This is a genomic window from Vibrio sp. Y176, from assembly GCF_033438945.1.
This window is the reverse complement of sequence record NZ_JAWOQS010000002.1, coordinates 545066-560824: the sequence shown is the minus strand read 5'-3', so window position 1 is coordinate 560824 and position 15759 is coordinate 545066. Positions and strand designations below refer to the sequence as shown.

Genomic DNA, 15759 nt, shown 5'->3' with positions numbered 1-15759 from the left:
TTGTTAGGAGCTTTTCACTTGTCGCGATGAGTTTGTGTTCTTTAACTGTGCTGGCTGATGCGACACAAACTTTTCAGGTGTCTGCCATCGTAGATACAGGTTGTTTGATTAACGGCTCAGTACAAGAAGAAAGCCCAACCCAAGCCGGGCAAATAGGTACGTTAGATTTTGGTGAGCATTCTTCAGTTTACGCGACGGAAGTACAAGGCAGCATCACTTACAGTTCATCACTCACATTAAGTTGTACTCCGGGTATTACGATGAATGTTTCCGTAAATGGCGGGATGAATGAATCGGACGGTGTACGTAAGCTAAAGCACAGTGAAGAAGCGACAACGGTAGATTACTTTTTGTTTCAGGATCTAAATTATACGCAGGTGCTTGATATTGACACGCAATATTCCGTCGATACCGACCAAGACCCAGATAATATTCAGTTTCCTATCTGGGCAAAGGCGACAATAAATGGGAATGAAATGGCTGGAATTTATATGGATACGCTTACGCTGACATTAGAGTGGTAAGTGAACTTTGGAGGGGTGAAATGGAATTCATACTCAAAAAACTATTATTAATAACCTTCCTTTTTGTTTTTTTCTCAAATGCCAATGCTAACTCATTATTAATTTGGCCGATTTACCCCAAAATATCAGAGGAGAGTAATGCAACATCACTTTGGATGGTAAATAAAGGCAGTGCTGATTCTTATTTGCAAGTGAGAATTTTTAAGTGGGAACAAAACGAAGGAGAAGATAGTTATTCAAGTCAAAGCCAGTTAATTGCAACCCCTCCGTTTGTCAAAATTGAACCAGGTGAAAAGCAGTTAATCCGCATCATCAACCAAGATGAGGCCTCTGCAGGTAAGGAGTATGCATACCGAGTGATCATAGATGAATTACCGCCAACTCAAAACCCTCAAACAGAATTGACGGAAAATGAACTCGCTGTAAAAGTCCGAATGCGTTACTCGATACCTTTGTTTATTTACGGGAAAGGGCTGACTGATACTCAAAAACCAAACCGTGACAGTGAATTATGGGGTGATTTACAGGCACAGTTTATTAAGAAAAATAATCAGCGTTTTGTTCACATTAAAAATTCAGGAAAATACCATGTTCGCTTAGTGAATTTACAATTGAACCTACCAAATAAAGATCCTGTCGTTATTTCCGATGGACTAGCTGGCTATATTCTTCCTGAACAGTATAAGGTTTGGTCTATTCCCCATAGTAATGTCAGACCTATGAGTTTGAGCGCGAATATTGGAGGTAAACGTTACCAAATACCATTGAAGCAATAATGAATAGATTTAATACAATGAATGCTTTCTTTTGGTTGGTATTACTTAGCGTAACGTGGAGCAGTATTGGTCTTTGTGCAAATTCAGCAAACCACTTCTCTGAGCTACCGAGTCCTGAAAATTTCTCTTTAGAAAAGTTTGAGAATATCAGCCTCAATCTGGAGTTGGTGATCAATCAAAGAGCAACAGGGCTTGTTGCGAAAGTTGAGCGAGTTGGCGATCAGTTCTTTTTGCTCCGGGAGGACCTCATTTCAGTTGGGGTTACCGCCAAGTCGTTGCCTGGAACCGAAGAGAGACTTGAGGTTACGTCTATCCCAGGTGTTAACGTGCGTTACTTGCAATCGTCATTGCAACTTGCAATTGACGTACCGCCTAATTGGTTACCGATGCAGAACTTATCAGCGCAGGATATGGGGCGATTTTCCCCGGCTCAGTTTGGGCGTGGTGGCCTGCTTAACTACAACGTATTTGGTGTGTACGAGAACGAAAGCCGACAAAAGGAGGTTTCTATCAATCATGAAGTCAGAGCCTTTTCTGAGTTTGGCGTTTTTTCTACTACCGGGATATTTAAATCTAACTTTCATCGCGATGTTCAGTCCCAGCAAAGCAGCCAGTACACTCGTTTTGATACGAGTTACGAGTACGTCAATCAAGAGAAGCGAATTCGTATAGAGGTAGGTGACTATATTGTTCGCCCTTTATCTTGGAGCCAACCAGTAAGACTGGCGGGTATTCAGTTGTCGCATGATTTCTCTATGCGTCCGGATGTCGTGACGACGCCGTTACCTGCATTTTACGGTGAGGTCACAGCGCCCACTACGTTAGATTTGTTTATCAATGGCTTTAAAACTGACTCAATGAATGTTGGGCCCGGTCCTTTCATTATTAACGATATTCCAATGCTCTCTGGTGCTGGGGAAGCAACGGTAATTGCAACGGATGCTCAAGGTAAGCAAACGGTCATGACCAGCCCATTTTTTCTCTCTTCCGATCTACTGAAGACCGGATTTACATCTTACAGTGCGAGTATTGGTGCGATCAGAGAAAATTTCGGTAATGCATCTAACGACTATGGAGACGGTGGCGTGGTTACCGCTCTGCGTCATGGCATGACTGATTGGTTAACATTAGAAGCTCAAGCCGAAGCAAAAGATGACCTGATCGTTGCGGGGCTGGGCTTTGTCACCAATGCTTTCAATTTAGGTACGGTGGATGCCTCGTTTCGTGTGAGTAATTTTCAGGATCAATCTACCTCATATGCGCTAGGTTATAGTTATCAGTCTCGGCTGTTTAGCTTCGCTGCTCGTACTCAAGTAGAACAAGCCGACTTTTATACCTTATCTCATTTACCAAATTACGAAATGCTCGATGACGGCAAGGACGCTTCACTCGCGTCGCGCCATCTATCACAAATCAATATGGGAGTCCGTTTGGGAGATTGGGGCTCACTTTCTGGTGGGTACTTTGATATTCAACAATCCGACTCAGATTCACGTACCCTAAATCTTACTTATAGCTACGCTCTGCCTTTTAATATCAATATGTCCCTGTCTTACAACCATAGTATTGGTGGTCAGAGTGTTACGTTGGCGCAATTCTCTCTACCTTTCAGTTCTTTGGGGGGAAGTTCGGGGCTAACGCTGAAAAGAGAGGATGATGGCGATGTGCGAGGGCGAGTGGGTTACAGCCGCCTTGCGCCAATACGAGGTGGATGGGGCGTCAATTTAGCGCATGATATTAACGAACACCCAGAAAACCGTAAACAGGCTGATTTGACCTACCGTGCGTCATGGGCGCAGTTCAGAGCGGGGTTAAATGGCACCAGTGGCGACTATGATTATTTTGCGGAAATGGCAGGTTCGGTCTCTACGTTGGATGGAGAAATATTCCCGGCGAATGAAGTGTATGACAGCTTCGCTGTGGTGAGCACCAGTGGTTTTGAAGGTATTCCGGTTAAATATGAAAATCAAATTGTCGGAGTGACAGACGATGAAGGTTACTTACTTGTTCCTTGGGCTACGGCGTATTACACCGCCAAATATGAAATCGATCCACTTAATTTACCTGCCAATGCTGCGTTTTCTGCAACAGAGCAGTTTGCTTCGATACATTCGGGCTACGGCTACCTGTTAGAGTTCCCAATAGAGCTACAAATTGCACTGAGCATGACGGTGGTAGACGAAAATCATTTGTTCCTTCCGATTGGTACATATGGCCGCTCAGAAACGGGCTTAACAAGCCAAATTGGTTGGGATGGTTTTACGTACTTTGAAGGCGTTGACCCAGGCCGCTATATTCAGTTTTATCCTCAAGGACAGTCGCCATGTAAAGTGTTTATTGAGGGGTTGTATCAGCGTGAGAGTCAAAAAATACAAACATTGCCTGAGCAGGTTTGTATCAAAGCCGAAGAAGAGACCGTACTATGATTTTGCGCCGCTGGCTTGCTAGCCTACTTCTCTTTTTCTCGTTCTCGACAATGGCTTGTCAGCTCACGGCGGCAACACCTTTAATCTTGTTTGGCAATGTTTCTTCGTTTACTGTTGCAAGCTCTCAGCAGCAAAGCTCAGCCTCATGCGGGGATTATGTGTGACTTTTCTACACTTGTGTCTTTGTTAAGTGGCGACTACGTATCAGCAACGTTTAACAGTATAAATAATGGTTTGCTATTAAATGAGGATGATCCGAGTTCGGAGCTCAGCTATCAGATTTTTGGCGATCCAGGTCTTTCACAAGAGTATGTATTCGGCCAAACTTACAATTTTTTTGAAATCGGGTTACTCGATTTACTCGGGTTGTTTGGCACTCAAGCCGAGTTTCCGCTCTATGCTCGGACGGGAGTGGGTAGTAATCTTTCCGCTGGGACTTACAAAGACCAAATCACCGTATCCTGGATTTGGGATTACTGTAAGGGTATCGGGGTTCTAGGGGTATGCATTGGCCGCGCCAATGGCAGCGCTCAAAGCGTGATTACGGTTGAGTTGGAAGTGACCCCTGATTGTATGATCACAGCGCCAGATATTGATTTTGGTTCGTCCCCATTAGTGGCCGGTTTTGAACCAGTCAGTCAGGTTATATCGTTAACTTGTACCAAGAATAGTTCCTTCTCCATTGGCTTGAATGACGGCCTAAATGCGTCCGGCGGTCAGCGGCGAATGATTTCTAGTGGTCACTATTTGGAGTATGAAATCTATAAGTCATCAACGATGGAGCGCTGGGGAGGCACCAGTTCTGAACGTCGTGAACACGGTGACGTCGATACTGGCGGCTCCATTCCGGATGGTATCACTCCACAGAATTATAATTATCGCGCGCAGATACTAACCAGCCAAACGACCCCTCCTGCAGGTACTTACACCGACTCAATAATCGTTGACGTTCAATTTTGAGCATCATGTCAATTACATCATTAGAGGCTTCTATTCCAAAAATCTTTTGTAATCATAGTTTTCACTCTGTCACTGCTTAATTTTGTGAGATTAGTATGGCTTTATTCTCACGGAATTTAACTTTCAGAAATAAGGAAAATGATGAAGAAGTCACTAACAACATTAGGTTTGGCACTGGTATTTACAGGAACAGCTTATGCAGCAAGCTGGGGCTACGAGGGAAACCATGGGCCAGCTCATTGGGGTGAGTTTGCATCTGAGTGCGCGAAAGGTCAAAACCAGAGCCCAATCAACATTGAATCGGCGACCGAAGCGAAGCTAGAAAAATTGAATTTCGACTACGAAGGTAAGGCAATTTCACTGCTGAACAACGGTCACACTTTACAGACTGGTTTAGAAGGTAAAAACACACTCACCATTGATGGTAAAGAGTTTATGTTGAAACAGTTCCACTTCCATACGCCATCTGAAAACCATGTGGATGGTAAAGAATACCCATTAGAAGTACACTTTGTGCATGCCGACAAAGTAGGTCATCTAGCTGTTGTCGCGGTGTTCTTTAAACTGGGTGACGCGAACCCAGATCTAGCTAAGATGCTAGCTAACATTCCAACTAAAGATCAAGATGTTACCATCAAGGTTCCATTTGATGCTGATGCCCTTATCCCAAGTGATAAAGACTACTACCGCTTTAACGGCTCACTAACGACACCGCCATGCTCTGAAGGTGTACGTTGGTTCGTGATGAAAGAAGCACAAACTATTTCTCCTGAGCAGATAAAATCTTTTTCGGAAGTAATGGGGAAAAACAATCGCCCAATCCAACCGCTGAATGCACGTATGGTGTTAACGCAACAATAACCACTTCATGCAAAGAAAAATAAAAAGCCCGCTTAAACACAGCGGGCTTGATTATTTGGGTATTGGTGAGAACTAGAAGCCGTGATCTTCTTGCTCTTCCGCTTTTACCATTTGTACAGGATCAAGCTTAAGCGTCTGAGTAGGGAACGCGATATCTGCATCGTGTTCTTTAATGATGTTGATTACCTTAAGCAGTATGTCCTGCTTTACCTCATGGTATCTCACCCAATTCACGGTTTTAGTAAAGGTATAGATAAAGAAGTGCAATGATGATGGACCGAATGTATCGAAGTTGACGATAAGTGTTTGGCGTGCATCAATGTCTTTGTGATTTTTCAGCATTTCTTTTACCGCGGTGATAATTTGCGGCATTTTTTCAGCATCGTCGTAACGAAGTCCAATTTTTTCGTAGATACGTCGGTTCAGCATGCGAGATGGGTTTTCTACGACAATGCTGCTAAACACTGAGTTTGGCACATACAGTGGACGCTTATCGAAAGTTCGGATAATGGTCATACGCCAGCCAATGCGTTCTACCGTCCCCTCTATTTGTCGGTCTGGAGAACGGATCCAATCGCCAACTTTAAATGGACGATCGAAGTAGATCATAAGACCTCCAAAAAAGTTAGACAGCAAATCCTTCGCCGCTAAACCGACGATCAAACCACCAACACCACCGAAGGTAAGTAGGCCCGATAGTGACAGACCAAATGCCTGCATTACGGTTAGAATTCCGACGGTAATAAAGAACAGGCGCGCGACCTTAGCTATCGCTTGTACTGTTGTTTCATCTCGGTTCTTTTGTTCGAGAACATGCTCTTCAACATTGGTAATGAGCCGCATAACGGTCCATACGAAGATGCTGATGATTAAAATCAGTTTCAGCGTACTTAACCAGTTTATTTTATCGTTGAGCTCGCTCTCTAATATGATGCCGATAGAGACGGTTGCAGGCCAACACCAAATGAGTGTACTGACTGGCGCTTTTAGCGCATCAAGCAACATGTCATCCCAGTGGAAGGGCGTTTTCTCTACGAGCGCAGCGAGGCGAGAGCGAATCAGCCGCCAAGCTATCCAAGCTATAAAGCTAGCGAGCGTAATGAAAAGGACGCTTCCACTCCAATTTTGATGAGACGTTTCAATGTAGCTTTGTAATTCGGTAAACCACTGTGGCATATGTAACTTATTTCTAGTGAACCATGGAAGGAAAGGTAGCAGATATTACTCCTTCACCCCAGTGATTTCCTTTAAATCATTTACTTATGTCTAAACCGCCGAGATGGACTTTTCCTTCCAATGACAAGAGAGTTACCTTTACGTTTTGCTGAGCGACCGCCTCATGCATGTTCAGAGGTACGCTACCAATGATTGAGGGTTGATATTTGGACGATCAATTATAACTTCTCTGACTTATCGCTAACATTTATCTTAAGTAAGTGTGAGAGTGTATTGGCTCTTGAATTAGCGGAGGCAGATATGGAATTTACAGAGCTGGATCGAAACGCGCTCTACGACATCTGGATGTCACAAAAAGCCAAAATGCACATCACTCAAATGGAAATGGCGAAGCGCCTTGGTTTGAGTCTACACGAGTTTTCTGGCTTGTTACGTGGTAATTCTCCACTGACGCTAGGTTTTGTAAAACAGCTATGCGAGCAGCTACATGTACGTCCTGGTCAGGTGATTCCGTCTTTGACGGAGCGTGATCTATCTGCTTCTGGTACCGTTTATTTACAAAATCGTGTGACGGTGGATGGCGATATCAGTAACGTGTTTATCGACGGAAACCAAGTCGTGATCGAGTACGTCCACCAAGTTAGCTAGCTTGCTCGTCAAATTATCGGGTTGAAGAGCAATAAAAAACGAGCCACTGTTGGCTCGTTTTTTCGTTTCTGTTTTGCTCGCTTGCAAAGATTATGGGATTTTCACTAGCGAATCGCGTGAAAGATCCGCGATAGACTTAGCGCCAGTCAGTGTCATTGCTACACGCATTTCTTTATCGTACAGATCCAGTAGGTTTTCAACGCCTGCTCCGCCTTGTGCTGCCAATGCGTACACAAATGAACGGCCAAGAAGCGTACAGTCTGCACCAAGTGCGAGCATACGAACGACATCAAGACCAGTACGAATACCAGAGTCTACGAAGATCTTAAGATCACCTTTTACCGCATCCGCAATGCTTGGTAGTGCTTTAGCACTTGAAAGTACGCCATCTAACTGACGGCCACCATGGTTAGATACCACAATGCCATCTGCGCCGAAACGTACCGCATCTTTCGCGTCTTCTTCATCTAGAATGCCTTTGATAACCATTGGGCCATCCCAAAAATCACGAATCCACTCAAGATCTTTCCAGGAGATAGAAGGGTCGAAGTTTGCGCCTAACCAGCCGATGTAATCTTCTAGCTTTGTTGGTTCGCCACGATAAGTTGAGATGTTACCTAAGTCGTGCGGTTTACCAAGTAGACCCACATCCAGCGCCCAGCTTGGGTGGCGCATCGCCTGGAATACACGACGCATGGCCGCGTTAGGGCCACTCATACCTGAGTGCATGTCACGGTAACGTGCGCCAGGAACTGGCATATCAACGGTAAACACCAGCGTTGTTACGCCTGCTGCTTTTGCACGCTCAAGTACGTTTTTCATAAAGCCACGATCTTTAAGCACGTAAAGCTGGAACCACATTGGACGTTCAATTGCAGGTGCGACTTCTTCAATCGGACAAACCGAAACAGTCGACATAGTAAATGGGATGCCTTTTTTCTCGGCTGCTTTTGCTGCTTGCACCTCGCCTCGGCGCGCGTACATACCAGTTAGACCAACAGGAGCTAGCGCGATTGGCATTGCCAGTTTCTCACCGAAGATCTCGGTTTCGAGGCTCAAATCTGTCATATCGCGTAGGACGCGTTGGCGAAGAGCGACATCACCTAAATCGTCAGTATTACGCTTCAGCGTGCGTTCGTCGTAAGAGCCGCCATCAATATAATGGAATAGAAACGGGGGAAGCTTGGCTTTCGCGGCAGCGCGGTAGTCAGTAGAAGCTGAGATAATCATAATGGTGTCCTAGCGGTTATTCTAAGCAAAGTTGTGGAGCAATTTGCTCTTTCGTTGAGCCTTCATCGCAAAGCAGTGAAGACATCAAAATGAGTATAGTTACCTATGGTTCACTTACGTTTGAATCGGTGATGTTGGTAACCCATTTACATAATTGGTTGAAAAATTTTGTTAAATCACTCAATCAGTTATGCAAACTGGAAAGGGTGACACAGCTGTCGGGGGAATTGATGTAGCAAGCTAAATCAACATGTCGGGGTAGTAGTGCAGACAGCTGTGTCAAATTAGGCAGGGCTGTAAACCCTGCATTTCGCGTTACTTCATCAAGACATCTGTCATTTGGAAGCCATAAATCAGCACCAATCCAATAATGCCTGTCATTACAATGTAGTAGAACGTAGGGATAATCGTTTTACGCAATGTTGCGCCTTCTCGACCAAGCAAACCTACCGTGGCTGATGCGGCAACAACGTTGTGAATCGCAATCATGTTACCTGCGGCAGCACCGACGGCCTGGAGTGATACAACAATCACACTCGAAATAGACAACGTTTGTGCCACTTCGAATTGGAACTGGCTGAACATCATATTTGATACCGTGTTTGAGCCAGCGATGAACGCACCCAGAGCACCAACGGTGGCACTCAGCGCTGGGAACGCAGAACCAACAAGGTCAGAGGCGAAGTTTGCGGTTGTGACGGGCATACTTGCTAGGTCAGCACCGTTGATGCCTGAGTTGATAAAGATACGAACCATCGGAATGGTAAATACCAAGACAAAACCCGCCCCAATCAGTGTTTTGCTTGACTCGCCAAATGCTTCACGCAATGGCTTTACGCTGCCGCTTTGTAACATTGCAGCAAGTAGTGCGACAAACACCAGAATGCCACCAGGAAGGTATAACGGCTGAATCGCAGCGCTAACGCCAGTCTCACCAAGAATGTTGCTGAACGACAAACTTACGCTTTGTACAAAGCCTTTCAGCTCGGGGCTTACGCGGCTTGCGACGAGAATAACTGCCAGCATTACATATGGAACCCAAGCTTTTACGATGCTCATTGGCTTGCCCGGATTGTCGTTTAGATCGACTTTTAGCGAACCTAACCACTCTGCAGGCCATCTGTCTTCGCTTTCGAAATCCCACTTAGTCTTTGGTACTAAGAAGCCTTTTTTCGCTGCGGTAACAACGATAGACAGACCAACCAAACCACCGATAAGTGAAGGGAACTCTGCGCCCAAGAATACGCCGGTTAACGCGTATGGAACGGTGAAAGAGACACCAGCGAATAACGCAAATGGTAGAATATCCAGGCCTTCACTCCAGCTTCTGTTCTTGCCGAAGAAACGTGTTAACATCATCGCCATTAATACCGGGATCATCGTACCTACGACTGCGTGAATGACAGCAACGTGTGCTGTGATATCTTGCAGGTACATTTCCCACGTTGCACCTTGTGCGGCCAACGACTCACTGATGTTATGCGTGTCTAAACCTTTGTTTACACCTACGATGATAGGCGTGCCTACCGCGCCGAATGAAACAGGCGTAGACTGAATCATCATGCCCATAAGGACAGCGGCTAGCGCAGGGAAGCCGATTGCAACCAGTAGTGGTGCAGCGATTGCTGCCGGGGTACCGAACCCAGATGCGCCTTCAATGAACGAGCCAAAGCACCAAGCAATGATGATGGCTTGTACACGGCGGTCAGCCGAAATATCGGTAAATCCATTACGGATTGTGGTGATCGCTCCAGTGTGTTTTAAAGTGTTGAGCAAGAAGATGGCACCAAACACGATCCATAGAACAGAGACAGTAATGCCCAGTCCTTGGAATACGGAAGCCAGTACGCGATTGGCTGACATATCCCAAAACATAAGTGCGATAGCGACGGTTAGACCGAACGCAACAGGCATGGCTTTTTTAGCAGGCCAGTTGAGACCAACCAATAAGATGGCGGCAACAACAATTGGCGAAAATGCCACTAGGGCAAGTAGGGTTTCACTCATTTGTACATCCTTCGTACGCTGACTTCTCGAACGGTGTCAATCCGCTGTAGAGGTGACTTTTTGTTGTAATGGTTTTGTTAATTTGGCGTGAATTTACTCCTTTATTTTTTGTTGATATAGGGAAATAATGAAAATAATTAATTCCAAAAGTGACATAATGGTATGAGAGCAGACGACTTAATCCTATTTTCTCAAGTAATCGAACTTGGCAGCTTTAGTAAGGTTGCAGAGGCAAATAACCTTACAAATTCGGTAGTTAGCAAAAGAATGGCGAGGTTAGAGGAAGAAATAGGGGCTCAGCTATTATATCGAACAACGCGCAAATTAACCTTGACCGAGGCAGGTAAGGTGTTACTCCACAGTGCTAAAAATGTGAAGCAGGCCACTCAGGAAGCTATGGATGCTGTTGCAGGCTTTGGAGAGAATGTGAGCGGTCATATAAAAATGTCCGTGCCGTGTATCTCTGGAGATTTGATACTTGCTGATGCTGTTGCCGAGTTTTGTAACCTTCATCCGGGTCTGACCGTGGACATGTCATTGGATAATCGCTTTGTCGATTTAGTGGCTGATGGTTACGATTTAGTCATTCGAACTGGCTACCTAGCCGACTCTAGTTTGATCGCACGACATATTCTCGATTCCCAATGGGTGGTATGCGCGTCACCTTCTTATATTGCGAAAAATGGGAAACCGATCGAGCCGATTGATCTCACCACGCACAATTGTCTGCAATACGCTTACCAAACCACAGGTGCAACGGATTGGGAGTTTAAAGGAGAAGATGGCAATTACATCGTCAAAGTATCGGGCTGCTTTTCTACTGATAACGCGACCGCATTACGTAAAGCCGCTCTGGGCGGCCATGGTATTGCTTACGTCCCGCGCTGCTTGGTGTATCACGATATTCGTAATGGTCAACTGGTGGATATTTTTCCTGAATTAGTAGGTAAAAAGTTGGGTATCTACGCGGTGTATCCGTTTACTCGTCAACCACCGAACAAAGTGAAGCTGCTTATTGAGCACATTCGTGACCGATACTTAACGATATCTCATTATTTCTAGGTTCTTCATAGATTTAAAACAATGTCGTTGAAATCAAAATAGGGTGCTCTAAGGTAATCACCGCAATAAAACGATTGAAGATAAACAACTTAATAAAAACAACGGAGTAACACGGACGTTATGCATTACCCAAAAACACGTAAAGATTCTGTCGTGGACACTTATTTTGGTCACGACATTGCCGACCCTTATCGCTGGTTAGAAGATGATCGAAGTGAAGAAACCGCACAATGGGTTTCGGGTCAAAATTCGGTCACGTTCGATTTCCTTGGTCAGATCCCGTACCGCCAACAAATCCGTGACTTAGTGGCGAACAGTCAAAACTACGAAAAATATTCCCAGCCATTTGTACGTGGTGACTACACCTACTTCTACAAAAACGACGGTTTGCAAAACCAAAGCGTATTGTATCGACGTAAAGGCGAGGGAGAAGCCGAGGTTTTCCTTGATCCAAATACTTTCTCCGAAGAGGGCACGACCTCTCTTGGCGAAGTCAGCTTCTCTAAAGACTATCGTTTGGTCGCGTATTCCATCTCGGAAGGGGGCAGTGATTGGCGTAAGATCTTTGTCATTGATACGGAAACCAAAGAACAGTTAGAGCCTGAGATTGTTGATGCGAAGTTTACGTCGATTTCTTGGCTGGGCAGCAAAGGCTTCTATTACTCAAGCTACGATAAGCCGCAAGGCAGCGAGTTGTCTGCTCGAACTGAGCATCACAAGCTTTATTATCATGAACTTGGTACACCTCAATCTGAAGATAAAGTGATTTTCGGTGAGTTGGATACGCAAGTTCATCGTTATGTGTCTGGTACGACGACGACAGATGATCGCTTCCTCATTATCTCTGGCGCAGAATCTACATCGGGTAATCGTCTGTTTTATATTGATTTACAGTCTGAGTTACAGGCAATTGTGACGCTGCGCGAGACAACGCAAGGAGACACCTACTTAATTGATAGCCAAGACGCAACCTTGCTGCTTTACACCAACCTAGACGCGCCGAATGGCAAAGTTGTCAGCTACAACACTCAGACAGAACAATGGGCTGACGTGATTGCTGAACAAGAACAGCCGTTAGAAATCAGCAAAGGTGGCGGTTATCTGTTTGCGACTTATATGGTAGATGTGCTTTCTAAAGTGCAGCAGTTTAACTACCAAGGTGAGTGGATTCGAGATGTACAATTGCCGGGAGAAGGCACGGCTTATGGTCTGGCGGGTAAAAAAGAAGAAACCACACTTTATTACACATTCACTAACTACGTGACGCCTCCGACGATCTTCTCATTTGATGTTGAGTCTGGTGAATCGACACTGTTTCAAGAATCAAAGGCACCGTTCGATCGTAATGAGTATGAATCAAAACAGGTGTTTTACACCTCAAAAGACGGCACGCAAGTTCCGATGATCATTTCATACAAGAAGGGCGTTGCACTTGATGGTAGAGCACCAACCATGTTGTATGGTTACGGCGGTTTTAACATCAGCCTTACTCCAATGTTTTCTGGCAATGTAGCCAACTGGCTAGAGTTGGGTGGTATATACGCTGTCGCCAACATGCGAGGCGGCGGTGAATACGGTAAAGCCTGGCACAACGCAGGCACTCAGCAGCAAAAGCAAAACGTGTTTGATGACTTTATTGCGGCGGCGGAATACCTGATTGAAAACGACTACACGAGCTCGGATCGCCTAGCGATTCGCGGTGGTTCTAATGGTGGTTTGTTAGTTGGAGCGTGTATGACGCAACGCCCTGAACTATTCAAAGTCGCGCTGCCTGCGGTTGGCGTGCTTGATATGCTGCGTTACCACACGTTTACGTCTGGAGAAGGCTGGAAGTATGACTATGGCACGTCTTCGCAAAGCGAAGCGATGTTCCAATACTTGCTTGGCTACTCTCCTGTTCACAATGTAAAAGAAAACGTGCAATATCCTGCGACATTGGTGACAACCGCCGATCACGACGATCGTGTGGTTCCAGCACATTCGTACAAGTTTATTGCGGAGCTGCAAGACAAACAGCAAGGCGCTAATCCAGTATTGATACGCATTGATGTTAATGCCGGTCATGGTGCAGGAATGCCGCTGAGTAAGCAAATTGACCTCACCACAGACATGTATGCATTTACGTTACATAATATGGGTATTGAGTCGATTTAATGCCCTAGTTGTTCGAAGCTTCTGAGAATAAAAAAATGCCGCGACAGTGTCGCGGCATTTTTCATGGTTGGGGGAACTCAATTCATACTGTTTGCCAGTATTTGAGCCAGGTTGACTAAGTCTGACTCTTGAACCAACCAGTCTCGGCGGCCAAACCGAAAGGCAGCTACGCCATTCTTAAGACAAGATGAATTTATCACCTTTTCTTAATCCTAGTTTATGAATATGAAACTGTGATGAACCTAAGCCGCATTGTGCTGATTTTCACTGTTTTCAAGATCAAATGAGGCATCTATCAGTTTTTTCGTGTAGTCATTTTTAGGGTTTTGGAAAATCTTTTCGGCCGTACCTTGCTCCATGACCTCGCCCTTTTGCATGACTAGAACACGATCAGAGAGTGCTTTAACTACTGATAGATCGTGGCTAATAAACAAGTAGCCAATATTGTGTTTTTTCTGCAAATCTTTCAGGAGATCAATCACAGTCAGTTGAACCGAGCGGTCCAATGCAGAGGTTGGCTCATCAAGCAAAATAAACGAAGGTTCAAGAATCAGTGCTCGCGCGATAGCAATACGCTGACGCTGGCCTCCCGAAAACTCGTGTGGATAACGGTTGATGGACGCGGGATCTAAGCGAACCTCTCGAAGCACGTCGCGTGCTTTCTGCATACGTTCTTTTTTACTCAACATTGGCTGGTGGACAGTTAATCCTTCAGTGATGATCTCGCCGATAGTCATACGAGGAGAAAGCGAACCATAAGGGTCTTGGAATACCATCTGAACGTCTTTTTTCAGCTCAAAACGTTCTTTGTTTGTCAGCAAGGCCATATCTTGGCCTTTATATTCTATTTTGCCAGTTGAGGGCAGTAGACCTATCAAAGCTCGGCCGAGTGTAGACTTACCTGAACCGGACTCCCCAACGATCCCGAGGGTCTCTCCTTGTTTAAGCTCAAGAGAAATGCCTTTTACCGCTTCGAAGTACTCATTCTTGCTCGCAATAAAATGCGACTTTACCAAGAATTTGACTCGTATATCGTCAGCCTTTAACAGCTGCGTAGCACTTTCGCTAATAGGCTCCTTACTGCCTTTAGGAATCGAATTGATTAGCATACGTGTGTATTCGTGCTTTGGGTCCTTGAAGAGTGTTTGTGTTTCGCCTTCTTCGACGACTTCTCCTTTACACATCACAATGACACGGTCTGCAAAGTGTTTTACGACGCCTAAGTCATGAGTAATAAATAGGATTGCCATGCCCATCTGAGCCTGAATTTCTTTAATCAGGTGCAACACTTCTGCTTGAACCGTGACATCCAACGCCGTTGTTGGTTCGTCGGCGATCAAAATATCGGGCTCGTTAATCAGTGCCATCGCAATCATGATGCGTTGCAATTGACCACCAGAAAATTCGTGTGGGTACTTGTTGTACGCTTTTTCTGGGTTTGGCATATGAACCAATTCAAACAGCTCTAACACCTTTGCTTTTGCTGTTCGTCTGTCGACCGGGCGGTGACACATGATGGCCTCAGCGACTTGGATACCCACCCGCATGTACGGGTTTAGTGAGGTCATCGGCTCTTGAAAAATCATGCCAATGCGATCACCGCGAATACTTTGCATTTCACGCTCTGTTTTATCCAAGATGGAGCTACCCTCAAACATGATGGATGAGCTTTCATGCAAAATAGCGTTGTCTGGCAGTAGTTTCATCAGTGCATTGGTTGAGACTGACTTGCCAGAGCCAGATTCGCCAACGATGGACAGCGTCTCGCCTGCTTTTAAATCGAAGCTAACATTCTTTACTGCATCGACGATCCCATCGTTTGTCGTAAAGCTGACTGATAGGTTGTTCACCGAAAGAATGGTTTTAGAAGACATCACAGATCCTTGTGGTTGATAAAGCAAATGATACTCAAGCAATGGATAGCATAAACCTAGC

12 protein-coding genes are annotated in these 15759 nt (G+C 45.2%); 8 read left to right on the top strand and 4 right to left on the bottom strand.

Annotated elements, in window-relative coordinates:
- Positions 1-26: 26 nt before the first annotated feature.
- From R7O13_RS06660 to R7O13_RS06640, 5 genes are all read left to right on the top strand, one after another.
- The gene (locus R7O13_RS06660) at positions 27-524 is read left to right on the top strand and encodes a spore coat U domain-containing protein (RefSeq protein ID WP_306309089.1); all 498 of its coding nucleotides are present in this window, start codon (positions 27-29) and stop codon (positions 522-524) included.
- A gap of 20 nt (positions 525-544) precedes the next feature.
- On the top strand, positions 545-1300 hold the full coding sequence (locus R7O13_RS06655; protein WP_318303353.1) for a molecular chaperone: 756 nt from the start codon (positions 545-547) through the stop codon (positions 1298-1300).
- Positions 1300-3726 (top strand): fimbria/pilus outer membrane usher protein, encoded by a 2427-nt coding sequence (locus R7O13_RS06650; RefSeq protein WP_394630811.1) that lies wholly within the window; start codon positions 1300-1302, stop codon positions 3724-3726. The genes R7O13_RS06655 and R7O13_RS06650 overlap by 1 nt, the downstream gene beginning before the upstream one ends.
- A gap of 96 nt (positions 3727-3822) precedes the next feature.
- The gene (locus R7O13_RS06645; RefSeq protein WP_318303351.1) at positions 3823-4686 is read left to right on the top strand and encodes a spore coat protein U domain-containing protein; all 864 of its coding nucleotides are present in this window, start codon (positions 3823-3825) and stop codon (positions 4684-4686) included.
- 141 nt (positions 4687-4827) lie between these two features.
- Positions 4828-5547: a carbonic anhydrase gene (locus R7O13_RS06640; protein ID WP_262665821.1), complete on the top strand. Its 720-nt coding sequence runs from the start codon at positions 4828-4830 to the stop codon at positions 5545-5547.
- Positions 5548-5619: 72 nt separating this feature from the next.
- Here R7O13_RS06640 and R7O13_RS06635 read toward each other — a convergent pair whose 3' ends face one another.
- Complete coding sequence (locus R7O13_RS06635; protein ID WP_262665810.1) at positions 5620-6723, bottom strand: mechanosensitive ion channel family protein; 1104 nt, start codon at positions 6721-6723, stop codon at positions 5620-5622.
- A gap of 300 nt (positions 6724-7023) precedes the next feature.
- On the opposite strand from R7O13_RS06635, the gene R7O13_RS06630 reads away from it, so the two are divergent.
- Entirely contained in the window at positions 7024-7371 is a 348-nt protein-coding gene (locus tag R7O13_RS06630) for a helix-turn-helix domain-containing protein (protein WP_005375109.1), read from the top strand.
- 90 nt (positions 7372-7461) lie between these two features.
- On the opposite strand, the gene lldD is transcribed toward R7O13_RS06630, so the two are convergent.
- Together lldD and R7O13_RS06620 are read right to left on the bottom strand one after the other, a co-directional pair.
- Complete coding sequence (lldD, locus tag R7O13_RS06625; protein WP_005383962.1) at positions 7462-8601, bottom strand: FMN-dependent L-lactate dehydrogenase LldD; 1140 nt, start codon at positions 8599-8601, stop codon at positions 7462-7464.
- 315 nt (positions 8602-8916) lie between these two features.
- On the bottom strand, positions 8917-10608 hold the full coding sequence (locus R7O13_RS06620) for an L-lactate permease (RefSeq protein WP_213904626.1): 1692 nt from the start codon (positions 10606-10608) through the stop codon (positions 8917-8919).
- Between the two features lie 162 nt (positions 10609-10770).
- Between R7O13_RS06620 and R7O13_RS06615 the strand changes: the two genes are divergently transcribed.
- Both R7O13_RS06615 and R7O13_RS06610 read left to right on the top strand, forming a co-directional pair.
- A complete protein-coding gene (locus tag R7O13_RS06615) occupies positions 10771-11670 on the top strand; it encodes a LysR family transcriptional regulator (protein WP_005375112.1) in 900 nt (299 codons plus the stop codon).
- A gap of 120 nt (positions 11671-11790) precedes the next feature.
- A complete protein-coding gene (locus R7O13_RS06610; protein ID WP_318303347.1) occupies positions 11791-13824 on the top strand; it encodes a prolyl oligopeptidase family serine peptidase in 2034 nt (677 codons plus the stop codon).
- A gap of 242 nt (positions 13825-14066) precedes the next feature.
- Here the strand turns inward: R7O13_RS06610 and R7O13_RS06605 are convergent, their stop codons facing one another.
- Entirely contained in the window at positions 14067-15698 is a 1632-nt protein-coding gene (locus R7O13_RS06605; RefSeq protein ID WP_262640920.1) for an ABC transporter ATP-binding protein, read from the bottom strand.
- Positions 15699-15759 lie beyond the last annotated feature (61 nt).